Raw genomic sequence first — 15,468 nt, 5'->3', positions numbered from 1 at the left:
GCGTCATCGTTAACGTTTTTCGCGAGCAAGCTCGCTCCTACAGGGATTGTCGTGAGGGCAATAACTGGAGAACGAAATGCCAGCCATGTTCGAATTGATCAATTTCAGCGAAACAGGGTGGGGCGGCGCCTTGTTGAAAGGGCTCTGGATGACCCTGCAGATCTCCGCCGGGGCTTTCCTGCTCGGGCTGCTGATCGGCCTCGTCGTGGCCTGCCTCAAGTTGAACGGGCCACGCCCGATTGCGACGCTGATGCGCGGCTACACCACCTTGTTCCGCGCCGTGCCTGAATTGTTGCTGATCCTGTTGCTGTACTACGTCGGCTCCATGCTGATCAACTCCCTTATGGCCGAGCTCGGCTACGGCGTGGTGAATGTCAGCGGTCCGCTGGCAGCCATCGTGGTGCTGGGGTTGGTGCAGGGCGCCTATGCCTCGGAAATTTTCCGCGCGGCGATCCAGGCGATTCCTTTCGGCCAGATCGAAGCGGCCAAGGCGTTCGGCCTGAGCGGGTTCGGCCTGTTCCGGCGCGTCACGCTGCCGATCATGGCGCCTTACGCCATGGCGGGGATGGCGAACCTGTGGATCAACCTGATCAAGGACAGTGCGCTGATCAGTGTGGTCGGCACCAACGAACTGTTGTACACCGCCAAGCAAGGCGCGGGTTCGACACGTCATTATCTGTTGTTCTACCTCACCGCCGCGGCGATGTATTACGCGGTGACGCTGGTGTCCAACTACCTGTCGGGACGGCTTGAGCGACGCATTCGTCGCTGGATGCCCTTGGTCGAGTGATTGAAATGATTCCAGCGTGGATAGTTGAATACGCGGCGCTGTTGGGCCGTGGCCTGCAAACGACCATTACCCTGCTGTTGCTGTCCAGTGTGTTCGGTTTTCTGCTGGCGATCCTGGTGGCGCTGGCGCGGATCTCCAGATACAAGGTGATCGCCAAGGCCAGCCTGTTCTACACCAGCGTGTTTCGCGGTACGCCGTTGCTGATCCAGATCTACATCTTCTACTACGGGCTCGGCAGCCTGTTCGCGCAGTTTCCGCTGATTCGCGGCAGCTTCCTCTGGCCGTACCTGCGTGACGGTTACTGGTACATCGTGTTTGCCCTGGTGCTGTCGATGGGCGCCTATGTCGGTGAAGTGATTCGTGGTGGCCTGCTCGCGGTGCCCAAGGGCGAAATCGAAGCGGCCTCGGCGTTCGGCATGACCTCGCGCCAGTCGCTGTTGCGTGTGCGCTTGCCCCGCGCCATGCGTTTGCTGTTGCCGACCCTGGCCGGTGAAACCGTGATGTTGCTGAAGTCCACCGCGCTGGCCTCGACCATCGCCGTGATCGACCTACTGGGCGCGGCCAACGTGGTCCGGGCCCAGACCCTGCAAGTGTACGAACCGTTGCTGCTGGTGGCGGGGGTCTATGTTTGCCTGACCTTCGTGATCGAGGCGTTGTTTGCCTTCGTCGAACGGCGTGGGACGCCCGTGCGCAGGTCGGTGTAATGAATGGGCCACGGATCGTCGACCGCTCGTTGCAGGGCATCGGCCTGTGCACCTTGGGCTACGCGTTCCTGGCTTTGCAGGACGCCGCGATCAAATGGCTGGTGGCCGATTACTCGGTGGTCAGCATCCTGTTCTGGCGCAGTCTCGTGGTGGTGGTCGCTTGTCTGTTGGCGGGGCGCTTGCGGTTGGTCCAGCGCGCCAGGCATTCACCGAGCCGGCGCCTGCTGGTGATGCGTGGTTTGCTGTCGATTGTGGCGTGGGTGCTGTATTACACGGCGGCTCGCGACCTGACCCTGGCGGAAATGACCACGCTGTATTTCTCCGCGCCGATCATGGTCACGGTGCTGGCGGCGGTGATCCTCAAGGAGCGCGCCAGCGGCTGGCAGTGGTTCAGCCTGGTCGTCGGCTTCGTCGGCGTGATCATCGCGTGTCGCCCGAGCCATATGACCGATCCGTTGCCCATCGTGCTGACGTTACTGGCGGCGGTGTGCTGGGCGTTCACCTACATTCAGCTGCGCCAGGTCGATGACCAGACGTCAGTGCTCGAGCAGATGCTGATCACCAACGTGGTGTTTGTCGTCTGCATGATGGTTGCGCTGCCCTGGACCCACACGTCCGTGCCGACCCCGGCCTGGCTGGGCATGCTCGGCGCCGGGCTGGTGGGTGGCATCGGTCAGTTCCTGCTGTTCGCCAGTTTCCAGCGCGCTACCGCGACCGTGCTGGCGCCGTTCGAGTACACAGGACTGATCTGGGCGTTCCTGCTGTCGAGCCTGATCTGGGGCACGCTGATGGATGTGTCACTGATGATCGGTGCCGGGCTGATCGCGGTCAGTGGCACCCTCGCGATGATCTTCGGCCGGCACGTCGCACAGGACGTCGTCGGTGCTGAATGCTCCGTGACGCAACCCCTTTACCCAGCAACGGCTGATGTGGAGGCCGTTGGCGGGGCTGAAGGTGTCGGGGTTCAGGCACCACTCGAGCCAGAGTCCGTCGAGCATCGCCGATAGGCCGATGGCCGCCAGACGCGTGTCGTGGATCACGAAGCCTTCGCTGGCGGCCAGGTCGTCGAGCAAGGTGCGCAGCAGATCGAGGTAGTCGCGGTAGCTTTTTTCGTGGGACTGGCTGACGTAGTCCGAGTGACGGATCAGGCTCCAGAACACCACCCAGACACCGAGCAGTTTCGGGTCCATGACCCGGGGCGAAAACGAGCCGACGAGGAAGGTGTCCATCTTTTCCGCGGGTGTACCGGCCTGCTGGATTTCCTGATGCAGGGCGGTGGTGAGTTCGCTGGCGAGTTTCTGGTAGGTGTCGGCGATCAACGCATCGATGCTGCCGAAATGATGATTGAGCAGGCCGACGGACACGCCCGCTTCAGTCGCGATGCGCCGCACGGAAATCCCCGCGTGGCCTTCGCGGGCCAGGCAGCGCAGGGTGGCGGCGACCAGCAGCTCGCGGCGTTCGTCGGGTTCAACGCGGCGGTATTTGGGAGAGTCGGTCACAACGAAATCCTTGGGTGCAGTGCCAGTGGGGCGAGCTTAGTTGAACGTGCGTTCAATATCCAGTGCTGGCAGCAGCGGTTCTTGATGATCATGAGGGGAGGGCAGGCAGATGGCGCAGGATATTTCGTTCAGTGTGCGCAACAACAATGGCGACCCGGTGCGGGTCGGTGCCTGGCGTTTCGAAGGAGACGGCAGCGGCCCGGCCGTGCATTTGCAGGCGGGGGTGCATGCCGATGAAATCGCCGGGATGCTGGTGCTGCATCTGTTGATGCAACGCCTGCAGGTCGCCGAATCCGCAGGTCGGCTGAAAAGCCATGTGACGGTCGTGCCGCAGGCCAATCCGCTGGGCATCGGGCAGTTTCGCCAGGGGCGGATTCTCGGGCGTTTTCATGACGCCACCGGACATAACTTCAACCGCGGATTCGACCAGTCGGCCGCCATGGAACGACCTTCCACCAACGTCCAGGAATGGCAAAAAAGCCTGGTGCAACTGGCCGCCTCGGCGCAAGTGATGCTGGATCTGCACACCGATGACGAAGCCTTGCCCTACCTCTACCTGCACCGCAGTTTCGGGTCGCGGGGCCGGGAACTGGCGGCGGCGATGAAAATGGACGTGGCCATTGTCTGGGATGACGGCGGCGATGGCTCCTTCGAGGAAACCATCATCGCGCCGTGGCTGCACGACGGCGTCACGGCACGGCACATGGCCGCGACCCTGGAGTTGCGCGGGCAGGGCGATGTCAGCGACCGCTTTGCCGAGCAGGACGCCGAGGGCCTGTATGCATGGCTGTGCAGCAGCGGGGTGATCGATGAGCCGCTGACGGTCGCTGACTGGCCCGTCGAGCTGAAGGACATGGCGCAAATGGAGACAATCCTGGCACCGCAACCTGGCGTGCTGATCTTTGAAAAAGAGCTGGGGGATTTCGTCGAGGAAGGTCAGCGTTTTGCACGCATCCTCGGGCGGCCGGGTGATCCGTCATCCGAAGTGGTGCTGCGCGCGGAACAGGCAGGGCGGATGGTCACGCGCTATCGCGATCGCCTGGTTTCCCAGGGCATGGTGGTGGCGAAATTCACCGGCAGCCGCGTATCGCGCAACTGGAGCGGCGGTTTGCTCGACCCGAATTGAGGGCCGAGCATTCCTGCGTCAGAACGAGCAGACCGCACCCTGAAACACCACGCGCCCGAATTGCGCATGATCGTCCAGCGGTGTGACGGCCAGCAGTTGATCCAGACGGATCTCCTGCTGGCCGTCAGCCGTTTCAACGCAGAGAAACTCTTCCTTGTCGCTGGACGTTCGCGTGGTCAGCGCCTTGGCCGTCAGGCTTTCGCCATCGATCAACTCGACGTGCAACCGATAACCGCGCAGGCACGCGATCTCCAGATAGTCGTGCAGATCACAATCCATAGGCTGATACGGGTTCATCTCATTTCTCCTCGCAACCTTGCAGTTTGATGATGTAGTGACCTTGCCGACTGATCGCCTCGGCCACCACGGGGTTTGTCGGTTCAACGTGGCAGAAGCGGCATTCGTTCTGGGAAATATCTTCGTCCTGCACGCCCAGTTCATCAAGGAAGCGGCGGGCATAGGTTTTCGCCAGTTCGGTGTCGTTGCTGTCGATCAGCACATCGAAATGCAGGTAACGACCGTCTTTGGTGCGTACGTGGGTGTCGAACACTTTGACGCTCATCATTGGCTTTCCTTGAGTTTCCAGGTGCCGGGCAGCGAAAGGTCACCCGAGGCGATGACGTAGACGCTGCTGACGCACAGCAACGGGTTGTGCAGGTCGGCGTTGACCTTCAGGGCCGCGGTGACGCCGTCATAGTTGAAGCTTTCGGGGAAACCCACGGCCGCCAGCGGCACACGAATCTTTGCCGCGTTTTTGTCGACGCTCAGGTCGTAGCCGGGGGAGTCGATGTAGATCGGCGCACCGGGCCAGGTCGCCGGCAGTTTTGGCTTGGCGTCCTTGGGAATGTCGCGCACTTTCAACCCGCCAGGTCCGCAACTTTCATCCTTGGTCAGGACCACCCAATGCGAGTGCCAGAGGCCGCCGTCATTGTCTTTCTTGCCGTCCTTGTTCTCGTCCAGTTGCGGGGTGTCATCGAAGTCCGGGTGTGACGTTAGCGCCAGGGCGAGAATGCCGGACTTTGGATCAAACCCGACGGCCGAGCTGTCCAGGCTGGTCGGCCAGACATAGCTGTACACCTCAGCACCCGCGAAAGAACCCTTGGCGGCCGGCACTCGACTGCCAGCCTTGCCGTCGACCAATTGCTCGAACACAAGGTTGTTACCGTCCTTGAAGACTCGCGTCTGCACCAGGTCGAACGCGGCGTCGGTCTTGCCCTTTTCACTGTGGATGCCTTGCGGATCGTGCGCCCATGCCTGTGAGGCGAGCAGGGTGCCGAGGGTCAGTGCCAGTGCGGTTTTCATGGATACCTCCCGTTGAAAATTTGCTGATTAGTAGTTTCGAATCGACACATAAAAGCCTACGGCAAAGTCAGTCTTTGTCAACATGGTTTTTATTCGATACTATTTATCGACATCTTTGATCAGGAAATACCCGTGTTATTCGATCTGTTGGAAAGGCTGTCGAGCCTGACCCGTGTCTGGTTCCGCGAGCACCCGAAGCTCTCGGATCTGCAGCCCATTCAGTTGAGCGCCCTGATGTACCTGGGGCGCTGCAACCGTTACTCCAACACCCCGTTGGCGGTCACCGAATACCTGGGCCTGACCAAGGGCACGGTCTCGCAGTCGCTCAAGGCGCTGGAAAGCAAAGGCCTGCTGATCAAAACCCAGGACACCCGGGACAAACGCAGCGTGCACCTGGAGTTGACGGCTCCGGCCCGGGAACTCCTGGACGCGGTGACCCCACCGGACTTTTTGCTTTCCGCTGCCCGACGCATGGGTGCGCGTTCGCAGGATCTGGAAGGGCTGCTATTGGAGTTGCTGAGGAACATTCAACAAGGGGAAAACGTACCCAGCTTCGGGCTGTGCCGGACGTGCCGTTTCCATCAGACGGTGGAGGGCGGAGCGTTTTGCGGGTTGACACAGGAGCCGCTGGAACCGATCGAAGTCGATTTGATCTGCCGGGAACACGCGCTGCCAGAAACCACGGGGGACTGACAGAAACCGGATCGCTGTATTTCACCCGATAAGAAAAACCGATACCCGCTTAAGGATTTCCCAGAGGCGGGGCAGGCACCTGCGGCTTTAGAGTCACGCCCAACGCTCGACTGTCGGGTGGCCGCTGGGTCACGGCAGTTCCAGGCCTGTCGGATTTTCTACAAAAATAAGAAGGTGAAAGCATGAGTAACGAAACGGTCGATATCAAGGCGTGGATCGACAGCCGCCCGGTAGCCCGATACCAGTGGCTCATCATGGGCCTGTGTTTTTTCATTGTGCTGTTCGATGGTTTTGACGTCGCGGTGATGGGCTTCATCGCGCCTTCGCTGATTCAGGAGTGGGGGCTGTCCAAAGCGGCGTTCGGCCCGGTGATGAGTGCAGGCATGGTCGGCCTCGCCATCGGTGCCTTGACCGCCGGCCCCTACGCCGATCGGCTGGGGCGCAAGAAAGTGCTGCTGATGGCCGTGACCGGTTTCAGCGTGTTGAGCCTGGCCTGCGCGTTCGCCCGCAACCCCTACGAGCTGGCAGCATTGCGCCTGTTGACTGGCGTGGCGCTGGGTGCCGCGTTACCCAACACCACGACACTGCTTTCCGAATACCTGCCTGAGCGCAACCGCTCGCTGTTCATCACCCTGATGTTCACCGGTTTCAACATGGGCTCGGGGCTGGGCGGTTTTCTCGCCGCGTGGCTGATTCCCCAGCATGGCTGGCAATCGGTGCTGCTCGCTGGCGGGATCCTGCCGTTGTTGCTGCTGCCCTTCATGTGGTTGCTGTTGCCGGAATCGGCCCGTTTCCTGGCGGCTCGTCATGCGCCTTCCAGCCAGATCGCCAAGGTGCTGAACAAGTTGGGCGGCACCTTTACCGCCGCCACGCAATTCGTCATGACTGAACCTCAGGCGCAACAGAAAGCGCCGCTGCGCATGCTGTTCACCGAGCACTATCGCTTCGGCACCCTGGCGCTGTGGGCGACTTACTTCATGGGCCTGCTGGTGATCTACCTGACAATGGGCTGGATGCCGACGCTGTTGCGTGAAGGCGGACTGTCCATCGAGCGTGCGGCGACCATCACCGGACTGTTCCAGATCGGCGGCACGGTCGGTGCGATCGTGGTCGGCTGGGCCATGGACCGACGCAATCCGAACGCCGTCATCGCCACGTCTTACGCCCTGGGTGGTGCCTTCATCCTGCTGCTGGGGGCGTTCAGCCTGGAATCCAGCCTGCTGGCATTCGGCGTGGTGGCGGCGGGCTTTTGCATGAGCGGTGCGCAGACCGGCCTCAACGCCTTCGCGCCGGGTTACTACCCGACCGATTTCCGCGCCACCGGCGTGAGCTGGATGCTGGGCATCGGCCGTTTCGGCGCTATCTTTGGTTCACTCATCGGTGGTGCGGTGCTCAGCCTCGGGCTGGGTCTGCCGCTGCTGTTCGCCCTGTTGAGCGTGCCGGCCTTCATCGCCGCACTGGCGATCCTGGCCAACGGTCATGCGCGGCGTCGAGTCAATCGGGCGTTGTTGGCGCATTAATTTTTTCGAACACAGGAACTCGTTATGGCACGCATCATTGGTGGCCTCGCTGTATCCCACACACCGACCATCGGCTTCGCCGTCGATCACGACAAACAGAATGAGGCGGCCTGGGCGCCGATTTTCGAAGGCTTCGAACCGATCAAGGTCTGGCTCAAAGAGCAGCAACCGGATGTGTTGTTCTACATCTTCAATGACCATGTGACCTCGTTTTTCTTCGATCACTACGGCGCGTTCTCCCTCGGCGTCGATGAGCGCTACGAAGTGGCGGACGAGGGCGGCAATCCGCGGGAACTGCCGGGTATCGGCGGGCACGCGGCACTGTCGCGGCACATTGGCGAAAGCCTGATGGCCGACGAATTCGACATGAGTTTCTTCCGCGACAAACCGCTGGACCATGGCTTCTTCTCGCCGATGTCGGCGCTGTTGCCTTGCGATCCGGACTGGCCGGTGCAGATCGTGCCGCTGCAGGTCGGCGTGCTGCAGTTCCCGGTGCCCAGCGCGTTGCGCTGCTACAAATTGGGCCTGGCGCTGCGCCGGGCCATCGAGAGCTATCCCGAAGACCTGAAGGTGGCCATCGCCGCGACCGGTGGCGTGTCCCATCAGGTGCATGGCGAACGTTGCGGCTTCAACAATCCGCAGTGGGATCAGCAGTTCATCGATCTGCTGGTGAACGACCCGGTGCGCCTCACCGAAATGACCCTGGCGGAGTTCGCCACCCTCGGCGGGCTGGAAGGTTCCGAGGTGATCACCTGGCTGATCATGCGCGGTGCTCTGTCGGCCACGGTGAAGAATCTGCACCAGGACTATTACCTGCCGTCGATGACGGGCATCGCCACGCTGTTGCTGGAAAACCAGGACCGGCCGGTGCCCGCCGAAGTCAACGCGCGCCATTTGCAGCACATGCAGCAACAGCTGGCCGGTATCGAGAAACTTGAAGGCACCTATCCGTTCACCCTGGAGCGCAGTGCCAAGGGCTATCGGCTGAACAAGTTCCTGCACCGCATGATCGAGCCGCAATGGCGCCAGCGTTTTCTCGACACGCCCGAGGTGTTGTTCGACGAAAGTGGGCTCAGCGAGGAAGAGCGGGACCTGCTGCGCCGCCGTGATTGGCGCGGGTTGATTCACTACGGCGCGATCTTCTTCGTCCTGGAAAAACTCGCCGCCGTACTGGGGATTCCCAACCTGCAGGTCTACGCCGCGATGCGTGGCCAAAACCTCGATGAGTTCATGAAAACCCGCAACCAGCAAGTGCTCTATTCGGTGGCGGGCAAAGCCCCGCGCTAAACGCCTCAAACACCTTTCTTGATTGACCTCACTGCGCCCGGAATTTTCGGGCGCAGCGGATTTTTTCAGCCCGAAAACGGATAACAATAACAATGAAAATCACCGCTTCCCCTCGTGTCATGTTCACCCTGGCCGTAGCCTCCGCGCTGCCCCTGGAAGGCTCGGCCGCCGGTTTCGTCGAAGACGCCAGCGCCAACCTGAACCTGCGTAACTTCTACATCAATCGCAATTTCACCAATTCCGCCTATCCCCAGGGCAAGGCCGAGGAATGGACGCAGAGTTTCATTCTTGATGCCCGCTCCGGTTTCACCCAAGGCGTGGTGGGCTTTGGTGTGGATGTGTTGGGGCTTTACTCGTTGAAACTCGATGGCGGCAAAGGCACTGGCGGTACGCAGCTGTTGCCCGTGGATGGTGATGGCCGTCCTGCAGACGATTTCGGGCGGCTGGCAGTGGCCGGGAAAATGAAGGTTGGCAAGACCGAACTGAAGGTCGGCGAGTGGATGCCGGTCCTGCCGATCCTGCGTTCCGATGACGGTCGCTCCTTGCCGCAAACCTTCCGCGGCGGGCAGGTGACTTCGCAGGATATCGACGGCCTGACCCTCTACGGCGGCCAGTTTCGCCAGAACAGCCCGCGCAACGATTCGAGCATGGAAGACATGTTCATGCAGGGCAAAACGGCGTTCACTTCAGACCGCTTCAACTTTGTCGGCGGCGAATACAGCTTCAACGAAAAACGCACGATGATCGGTGCCTGGAACGCCGAACTGAAGGACATCTACCAGCAGCAATACCTGCAGCTGGTGCACAGCCAGCCGCTGGGTGACTGGACGTTGGGCGCCAATCTTGGCTACTTCTGGGGCCGCGAGGACGGCAGCGCCCGCGCCGGTGACCTCGGCAACCGCACGCTCTCGGCGCTGCTCTCGGCCCGCTACGGCGGTAATACGTTCTACGTCGGCCTGCAAAAACTCAGTGGCGACGATGCATGGATGCGGGTCAACGGCACCAGTGGCGGCACCCTGGCCAACGACAGCTACAACAACAGCTACGACAACGCCCGGGAGAAATCCTGGCAACTGCGCCATGACTACAACTTCGTCGCCCTTGGCGTCCCCGGCCTGACCCTGATGAACCGCTACATCAGCGGCGACAACGTGCACACCGCCAGCGTCACCGACGGCAAGGAGTGGGGGCGCGAATCCGAGTTGGGGTACACGGTACAAAGCGGGGCGTTCAAGAGCCTCAACCTGCGCTGGCGCAACTCCAGCATCCGTCGCGATTACAGCAGCAACGAGTTCGACGAGAACCGCTTGATCGTCAGCTATCCGCTGAGCCTGCTCTAGCCCCGAGGCCGGGTGGTTGCCTGCTCGCGGATCACCCGGCGGATCATCTCCGTCAGTGCCTGCGCCACCGGTGAGTGCAGGGAGCCGTTGCGATACGTCAAGCCGATGGCTCTGGCCGTCTGCTTCAACTCCAGCGGCAGGATGCACAGCTCGCCGGAGGCGATTTCCTGTTCGAGCTGATGCGCGGACACGGCAGCCAGCATGTCCGAGCGCAACAGCAGGCCGCGAATAATCGCCATGTCGGCGCTTTCTACGACCGGGCGGGGCACGGCGATGCCGAATCCGGTAAAGCAGTCGTCGAGCATCTGCCGGGCCGGCGAACCGGCGCGGGGCAGCACCCATCGGGCACGAGCCAGTTCATCCTGCAGGCCGGCTTTTGTGCACAGCGGATGATCACGCCGCGCCAGCACCACCATTTCCTCCGTGAGCAGGGATTCGCCGACGAGATCGCTGGCATACGCCGCCGAACGCAAGGCACCGAAAATGAAATCCACATCACCGGCCCGCAGTTCGGTCGCCAGCAGGTCGAACGGGCTCTCGTTGGTGATCACTTGGATGCCCGGATGCTCCGCCATCAAGCGCACGATGGCTTCGGGCAGGATTCGCGTGCGGCCCAGGGGTAGGGCGCCGACGTGCACCACACCCTGCAAGGCGCCGCGTATGGCGGTGATGTCGGTTTCGATGTGCCGCAATTCATTCAGCGCACGGCGGATCGGGAACAGGATTTCATGGCTGGCCCGGGTGGGCTGCAACCCCCGGGGCGTGCGCTCGAACAGGGTTTGCCCGCAGCCGCTTTCCAGCACCTTCAATGTCGAGCTGACCGCCGGCTGGCTCAGGCCGAGCAGGCTGGCCACGGTCTGCATGTGGTGGGTTTCGCACAGTTTGACGAACACTTGCAGGCGCCGGGCCTGGAACAGATAAAGCGGTTCCACCGCCTGTTTGTCGCCACTCAACAGCTTCGGCACCGTTTCCAGTTCGGCCAGCACCCGGCGGGCCCGTGGCAGCAGTCGTTCGCCGAAATCGGTCAGGCGCATGCCGTTGGCGTGGCGTTCGAACAAGGGTACGCCCAGTCGTTCTTCCAGTTCGGAAATCGCACGGGTGACCACTGACTGTGCGCGAAACAGCGCCACGGACGCCTTTGAAACGCTGCCATGATCCGCCACCCGGACAAAGGCGCGCACGTGCATCAGGCTGGGCAGTTCATTCGGTTCCATGGGGCTCTTGCTCTGCGGGTCCGTGTTTGAGCCGGACTATGCCTCTGCCCTGAGGGGGTGGCAATAAAAAAAACGCATACCTCGAACACTCGAACGCATTACTCCGCCGACGGGTGCGATGCGATGCTCTTTCGAAACGCAGGAGGAGCACCCGCAATGATCGATTCACCGAAAAACGCGCTGGTCGTCAGCGCCCACTCTGCCGATTTCGTCTGGCGTGCGGGCGGTGCCATCGCGCTGCACGCGCAACAGGGCTACAACGTGCACATCGTCTGCCTGTCGTTCGGCGAGCGCGGCGAATCCGCCAAGCTGTGGCGCAAGGGCGAGATGAATGAAACCAGGGTCAAGGCCGCACGCCGCGAAGAAGCGCAGGCCGCCGCCGATATCCTGGGCGCCAGCGTCGAGTTCTTCGACATCGGCGACTACCCGATGCGCGCCGACAAGGAAACCCTGTTCCGCCTGGCCGACGTGTTTCGTCGCGTCCAGCCGGAGTTCGTCCTCAGCCATTCGCTGAAAGACCCCTACAACTACGACCACCCGCTGGCCATGAACCTGACGCAGGAGGCGCGCATCATCGCCCAGGCCGAAGGCTACAAACCGGGCGAGAAAATCGTTGGCGCGCCGCCGGTGTACAGCTTCGAACCGCACCAGCCCGAGCAGTGCGAATGGCGCCCCGACGTGCTGCTGGACATCACCGATGTCTGGGACAAGAAGTACGCGGCAATCCAGTGCATGGCCGGCCAGGAACATCTCTGGGAGTACTACACCCGCGTCGCTCTGCAACGCGGCGTGCAAGCCAAGCGCAACGTCGGCATCACCTCGACCCGCAACATCGTCTACGGCGAGGGCTACCAGAGCATCTTCCCGCGTGTCACGGAGAACCTGGCATGAGCGAACACATCGGCAAAACCGGCATTGTCGTGCGCAACATTCCCCGCGCCAATGCAACCCTGGTTGACGAGTTGCAGCGTTTTGGCGTCGCGACGATCCACGAGGCACAAGGCCGCAAGGGCTTGCTGGGTTCCTCGATCACGCCCATTCAGCGGGGAACGGCGATCAGCGGTTCGGCCGTGACGGTGCTGGTCGCCCCGGGCGATAACTGGATGTTCCACGTCGCGGTCGAGCAATGCCGCCCCGGCGATATCCTCGTGGTTGCCCCGAGTTCGCCGTGCACCGACGGCTACTTCGGTGATCTGCTGGCGACCTCGCTCAAGGCCCACGGTGTCCGTGCGCTGGTGATCGATGCCGGTGTTCGCGACACCCATACCCTGCGTGAAATGGGCTTCCCGGTCTGGTCCCGGGCGATCAGTGCCCAAGGCACGATCAAGGAGACCCTTGGCTCGGTCAACCTGCCGCTGGTGTGTGGCGGTCAGCTGGTCCATCCCGGTGATGTGGTGGTGGCCGATGACGATGGTGTGGTGATCGTGCGTCGCGCCGAAGTGCCGCAGGTCGTCGAAGTCAGCCGCGCGCGGGCCGATCTGGAAGAGCGCAAGGCCGTGCGCCTGGCCAACGGTGAGCTGGGTCTGGACATCTACAACATGCGCGGGCGCCTGGCGGAGAAGGGCTTGCGTTACGTCGACAGCCTGGAAGAGCTCGGAGACTGAACATGGCGCAGACACGCATTCCCTGCCTGCTGATGCGCGGTGGCACGTCGAAGGGCGCGTACTTCCTTGCCAGCGATCTGCCTGAACAACCGGCGCTGCGAGATCGCGTGTTGCTGGCGGTCATGGGCTCGCCGGATCCCCGGCAGATCGATGGCGTTGGTGGTGGTGATTCGCTGACCAGCAAAGTGGCGATCATCCGGCCTTCCTCCCGTGCCGGGGCCGATGTCGATTACCTGTTCGCCCAGGTCCTGGTAGAAGAGCCGCGCGTGGATTACGGCCAGAACTGCGGGAACATCCTGGCGGGCGTCGGCCCGTTCGCCATCGAGCGCGGTTTGGTGGCAGTGACAGGCGATGTCACCCTGGTGCGGATCTTCATGGAAAACACCGGGCAGGTGGCGGTTGCCCATGTGCCGACCGCCGATGGCGCCGTTCGCTATGACGGTGACACCCGGACCGATGGCGTGCCGGGGCGTGCGGCGCCCTTGATCGTCGAGTTCGAGGACATCGCCGGCTCCAGTTGCGGGGCGTTGCTGCCGACCGGCAATGCCCGGGATGTGATCGACAGCCTCGAAGTGACCTGCGTCGACAACGGCATGCCGGTGGTTCTGCTGCGCGCGCAAGACCTTGGTTGCAGCGGTTATGAAAGCCCCGGGCAACTGGATGCCGACAGCGCCTTGAAGGCACGCCTTGAGTCCGTTCGCCTGCAAGCGGGGAGGCGCATGAACCTGGGGGATGTGAGCCAGCGCAACGTCCCGAAGATGTGCCTGGTGGCGCCGGCACAGGCGGGCGGCGCCCTCAGCACGCGCAGTTTCATCCCCCATCGTTGCCACACCAGCATCGGCGTTTTCGGCGCGGTCAGTGTGGCGGCGGCCTGCCTGATCGAAGGGAGTGTGGCGGCGGATGTTGCCTGTGTCGGCGAGGGCGATGTGAGACGGCTGTCGGTCGAACATCCCACCGGCGAATTCACCGTGGAATTGCGTTTGAAGGCGGGGCAATTGGTGGGCTGCGGCCTGGTGCGCACGGCAAGGTTGCTGTTCGATGGCACCGTGTGTGTGGCGGATACGCTTTATCGATAGCGCCGTGAACTAGACTGATTCCCACATTGAACAGTGGGAGTGAGTGGCGTGGTGCAATTCAAATGGACGCGCTGATCACCGCCGCAGCGCGGTCTCTGGCAGCCGGTGATCCACTCGCCGCACTGGACCGCATTGCGTTGCGCGACGATGCGCCGGCGCTTGCGTTGCGCGGTATCGCGATGGCGCAGCTCGGCGATCTGGTTCGGGCGAAGGCGCTGGTGAAGCGGGCGACACGTGCCTTCGGGCCCAAGGAAGCGTTGGCGCGGGCGCGGTGTGTGGTGGCCGAGGCCGAAATCGCCCTGGCTTCGCGAGACCTGGGCTGGCCGGTGAAGGCCCTCGAGACGGCGCGGGTGACGCTGGAGGCCCACGGTGACCGGGTCAACGCGGCGCATGCGCAGTACCTGCAGGTTCGTCGTTTATTGCTGATCGGGCGGCTCGATGAGGCGGACGTTGTGCTGGCCGCGCTCGATCCCGCACCGTTGCCACCGGCATTGCGTGCCGCCCATGAACTGGTCGTCGCAGGCATTGCCATTCGCCGCCTGCAATCGCAAACGGCGCGCCATGCCCTGGCGAGGGCCGGGCACGCTGCGCACGAGGCCGGTATCCCGGCGCTGACTGCCGAAGTCGACAATGCCTTGTTGATTCTCGACGCCCCGATAGCACGCCTGATCGCCCATGGCGAAGAGCGACCGCAGCGGCTGGAAGAAGTCGAAACGGTGCTCGGTTCCACTTCGCTGGTCATCGACGCATGCCGCTATGCCGTGCGCGGTGCCGGCATGTCGGTGTCCCTCGCCACGCGTCCGGTGTTGTTCACCCTGGCTCAAGCCTTGGCCGAAGCCTGGCCGGGCGACGTATCGAGGGAAACCCTGATCCGCCAGGCGTTCCGCCTGAAGCTCTCGGACGAATCCCATCGAGCCCGCTTGCGTGTCGAAATCGGCCGCCTGCGCGCCGCCTTGAAACCCTTGGCCGGCATCACCTCCACCCGAAATGGGTTCGCTCTGGTGGCGCTGGTTTCCTCCGACGTCGTGGTGCTGGCGCCACCTGTCGACGAAAAATACGCGGCACTGTTTGCCTTCCTCGCCGATGGCGAATCCTGGTCGAGTTCGGCGCTGGCGTTGGCCCTCGGCACCAGTCAGCGCACGGTGCAGCGCTCGCTCGACTCACTGGCGGCGGTCGGCAAGGTGCAGTCATTCGGGCATGGCCGGGCGCGGCGCTGGATGACCCCGCCGGTGCCGGGTTTCGCGACGACCTTGTTACTCCCGGCGCCACTGCCGAGTGATTAGGATCAACGCCACGAACCCCAGAAAAGGAAA

General features: G+C 62.5%; 16 protein-coding genes and 1 pseudogene. 12 read left to right on the top strand and 5 right to left on the bottom strand.

All coding sequences use genetic code 11. The features are described from left to right. Positions 1 to 76 precede the first annotated feature (76 nt). The 3 genes from ACF6ZU_RS00980 to ACF6ZU_RS00970 are packed head-to-tail and all read left to right on the top strand — an operon-like array spanning position 77 to position 2,501. On the top strand, positions 77 to 790 hold the full coding sequence (locus ACF6ZU_RS00980) for an ABC transporter permease (RefSeq protein ID WP_392890031.1): 714 nt from the start codon (positions 77 to 79) through the stop codon (positions 788 to 790). Positions 791 to 795: 5 nt separating this feature from the next. After that, complete coding sequence (locus ACF6ZU_RS00975; protein WP_392890028.1) at positions 796 to 1,494, top strand: ABC transporter permease; 699 nt, start codon at positions 796 to 798, stop codon at positions 1,492 to 1,494. Further along, positions 1,494 to 2,501 carry a DMT family transporter gene (locus tag ACF6ZU_RS00970; RefSeq protein WP_392890026.1) on the top strand — a complete coding sequence of 336 codons (1,008 nt, stop codon included), beginning with the start codon at positions 1,494 to 1,496 and terminating at the stop codon, positions 2,499 to 2,501. Before ACF6ZU_RS00975 ends, ACF6ZU_RS00970 begins: the two co-directional genes overlap by 1 nt. Here ACF6ZU_RS00970 and ACF6ZU_RS00965 read toward each other — a convergent pair. Further along, positions 2,457 to 2,885 (bottom strand): annotated as a pseudogene (locus ACF6ZU_RS00965) (TetR family transcriptional regulator C-terminal domain-containing protein); the annotation flags it as partial. The gene ACF6ZU_RS00970 and the pseudogene ACF6ZU_RS00965 overlap by 45 nt on opposite strands. A gap of 217 nt (positions 2,886 to 3,102) precedes the next feature. Between ACF6ZU_RS00965 and ACF6ZU_RS00960 the strand changes: the two are divergent. Beyond that, entirely contained in the window at positions 3,103 to 4,119 is a 1,017-nt protein-coding gene (locus ACF6ZU_RS00960; RefSeq protein WP_392890024.1) for a succinylglutamate desuccinylase/aspartoacylase family protein, read from the top strand. An 18-nt stretch (positions 4,120 to 4,137) separates the two neighbouring features. On the opposite strand, the gene ACF6ZU_RS00955 is transcribed toward ACF6ZU_RS00960, so the two are convergent. The 3 genes from ACF6ZU_RS00955 to ACF6ZU_RS00945 are packed head-to-tail and all read right to left on the bottom strand — an operon-like array spanning position 4,138 to position 5,421. Then, positions 4,138 to 4,416 carry a Rho-binding antiterminator gene (locus ACF6ZU_RS00955; protein ID WP_392890022.1) on the bottom strand — a complete coding sequence of 93 codons (279 nt, stop codon included), beginning with the start codon at positions 4,414 to 4,416 and terminating at the stop codon, positions 4,138 to 4,140. Between the two features lies 1 nt (position 4,417). Next, positions 4,418 to 4,681 carry a DUF2024 family protein gene (locus ACF6ZU_RS00950; RefSeq protein WP_392890020.1) on the bottom strand — a complete coding sequence of 88 codons (264 nt, stop codon included), beginning with the start codon at positions 4,679 to 4,681 and terminating at the stop codon, positions 4,418 to 4,420. Then, positions 4,681 to 5,421 carry a hypothetical protein gene (locus ACF6ZU_RS00945; protein ID WP_392890018.1) on the bottom strand — a complete coding sequence of 247 codons (741 nt, stop codon included), beginning with the start codon at positions 5,419 to 5,421 and terminating at the stop codon, positions 4,681 to 4,683. Before ACF6ZU_RS00945 ends, ACF6ZU_RS00950 begins: the two co-directional genes overlap by 1 nt. Positions 5,422 to 5,553: 132 nt before the next feature. On the opposite strand from ACF6ZU_RS00945, the gene ACF6ZU_RS00940 reads away from it, so the two are divergent. The 4 genes from ACF6ZU_RS00940 (at position 5,554) to ACF6ZU_RS00925 (ending at position 10,261) form a co-directional block, all read left to right on the top strand. Beyond that, a complete protein-coding gene (locus tag ACF6ZU_RS00940) occupies positions 5,554 to 6,114 on the top strand; it encodes a MarR family winged helix-turn-helix transcriptional regulator (RefSeq protein ID WP_392890016.1) in 561 nt (186 codons plus the stop codon). A gap of 182 nt (positions 6,115 to 6,296) precedes the next feature. Then, positions 6,297 to 7,634 carry an MFS transporter gene (locus ACF6ZU_RS00935; RefSeq protein ID WP_392890014.1) on the top strand — a complete coding sequence of 446 codons (1,338 nt, stop codon included), beginning with the start codon at positions 6,297 to 6,299 and terminating at the stop codon, positions 7,632 to 7,634. Positions 7,635 to 7,658: 24 nt separating this feature from the next. Next, entirely contained in the window at positions 7,659 to 8,921 is a 1,263-nt protein-coding gene (locus ACF6ZU_RS00930; protein ID WP_392890010.1) for a gallate dioxygenase, read from the top strand. 119 nt (positions 8,922 to 9,040) lie between these two features. After that, positions 9,041 to 10,261 (top strand): OprD family porin, encoded by a 1,221-nt coding sequence (locus ACF6ZU_RS00925; RefSeq protein WP_392893990.1) that lies wholly within the window; start codon positions 9,041 to 9,043, stop codon positions 10,259 to 10,261. Here ACF6ZU_RS00925 and ACF6ZU_RS00920 read toward each other — a convergent pair. Next, a complete protein-coding gene (locus tag ACF6ZU_RS00920) occupies positions 10,258 to 11,475 on the bottom strand; it encodes a LysR family transcriptional regulator (RefSeq protein ID WP_392890008.1) in 1,218 nt (405 codons plus the stop codon). The genes ACF6ZU_RS00925 and ACF6ZU_RS00920 overlap by 4 nt on opposite strands. Positions 11,476 to 11,631: 156 nt before the next feature. On the opposite strand from ACF6ZU_RS00920, the gene galB reads away from it, so the two are divergent. The 4 genes from galB to ACF6ZU_RS00900 all read left to right on the top strand — a co-directional run bounded on the left by galB (position 11,632) and on the right by ACF6ZU_RS00900 (position 15,438). Continuing rightward, entirely contained in the window at positions 11,632 to 12,366 is a 735-nt protein-coding gene (galB, locus tag ACF6ZU_RS00915) for a 4-oxalmesaconate hydratase (protein ID WP_392890006.1), read from the top strand. Then, on the top strand, positions 12,363 to 13,079 hold the full coding sequence (locus ACF6ZU_RS00910; RefSeq protein WP_392890003.1) for a 4-carboxy-4-hydroxy-2-oxoadipate aldolase/oxaloacetate decarboxylase: 717 nt from the start codon (positions 12,363 to 12,365) through the stop codon (positions 13,077 to 13,079). The genes galB and ACF6ZU_RS00910 overlap by 4 nt, the downstream gene beginning before the upstream one ends. 2 nt (positions 13,080 to 13,081) lie before the next feature. Then, a complete protein-coding gene (locus tag ACF6ZU_RS00905) occupies positions 13,082 to 14,155 on the top strand; it encodes a 4-oxalomesaconate tautomerase (RefSeq protein WP_392890001.1) in 1,074 nt (357 codons plus the stop codon). Positions 14,156 to 14,217: 62 nt separating this feature from the next. Further along, complete coding sequence (locus ACF6ZU_RS00900) at positions 14,218 to 15,438, top strand: helix-turn-helix domain-containing protein (RefSeq protein ID WP_392889999.1); 1,221 nt, start codon at positions 14,218 to 14,220, stop codon at positions 15,436 to 15,438. The last annotated feature ends 30 nt before the right edge of the window (positions 15,439 to 15,468 follow it).

The organism is Pseudomonas migulae (assembly GCF_043225285.1).
Classification (GTDB): domain Bacteria; phylum Pseudomonadota; class Gammaproteobacteria; order Pseudomonadales; family Pseudomonadaceae; genus Aquipseudomonas; species Aquipseudomonas migulae_C.
The sequence above is the reverse complement of the archived record's forward strand: the minus strand, read 5'-3'. Positions and strand labels throughout refer to the sequence as shown.

Coding starts and splice junctions, on each gene's coding strand:
- ACF6ZU_RS00980 (WP_392890031.1), top strand. CDS start 77: ATGCCAGCCATGTTCGAATTGATCAATTTCAGCGAAACAGGGTGGGGC.
- ACF6ZU_RS00975 (WP_392890028.1), top strand. CDS start 796: ATGATTCCAGCGTGGATAGTTGAATACGCGGCGCTGTTGGGCCGTGGC.
- ACF6ZU_RS00970 (WP_392890026.1), top strand. CDS start 1,494: ATGAATGGGCCACGGATCGTCGACCGCTCGTTGCAGGGCATCGGCCTG.
- ACF6ZU_RS00960 (WP_392890024.1), top strand. CDS start 3,103: ATGGCGCAGGATATTTCGTTCAGTGTGCGCAACAACAATGGCGACCCG.
- ACF6ZU_RS00955 (WP_392890022.1), bottom strand. CDS start 4,416: ATGAACCCGTATCAGCCTATGGATTGTGATCTGCACGACTATCTGGAG.
- ACF6ZU_RS00950 (WP_392890020.1), bottom strand. CDS start 4,681: ATGAGCGTCAAAGTGTTCGACACCCACGTACGCACCAAAGACGGTCGT.
- ACF6ZU_RS00945 (WP_392890018.1), bottom strand. CDS start 5,421: ATGAAAACCGCACTGGCACTGACCCTCGGCACCCTGCTCGCCTCACAG.
- ACF6ZU_RS00935 (WP_392890014.1), top strand. CDS start 6,297: ATGAGTAACGAAACGGTCGATATCAAGGCGTGGATCGACAGCCGCCCG.
- ACF6ZU_RS00930 (WP_392890010.1), top strand. CDS start 7,659: ATGGCACGCATCATTGGTGGCCTCGCTGTATCCCACACACCGACCATC.
- ACF6ZU_RS00925 (WP_392893990.1), top strand. CDS start 9,041: ATGTTCACCCTGGCCGTAGCCTCCGCGCTGCCCCTGGAAGGCTCGGCC.
- ACF6ZU_RS00920 (WP_392890008.1), bottom strand. CDS start 11,475: ATGGAACCGAATGAACTGCCCAGCCTGATGCACGTGCGCGCCTTTGTC.
- galB (WP_392890006.1), top strand. CDS start 11,632: ATGATCGATTCACCGAAAAACGCGCTGGTCGTCAGCGCCCACTCTGCC.
- ACF6ZU_RS00910 (WP_392890003.1), top strand. CDS start 12,363: ATGAGCGAACACATCGGCAAAACCGGCATTGTCGTGCGCAACATTCCC.
- ACF6ZU_RS00905 (WP_392890001.1), top strand. CDS start 13,082: ATGGCGCAGACACGCATTCCCTGCCTGCTGATGCGCGGTGGCACGTCG.
- ACF6ZU_RS00900 (WP_392889999.1), top strand. CDS start 14,218: ATGGACGCGCTGATCACCGCCGCAGCGCGGTCTCTGGCAGCCGGTGAT.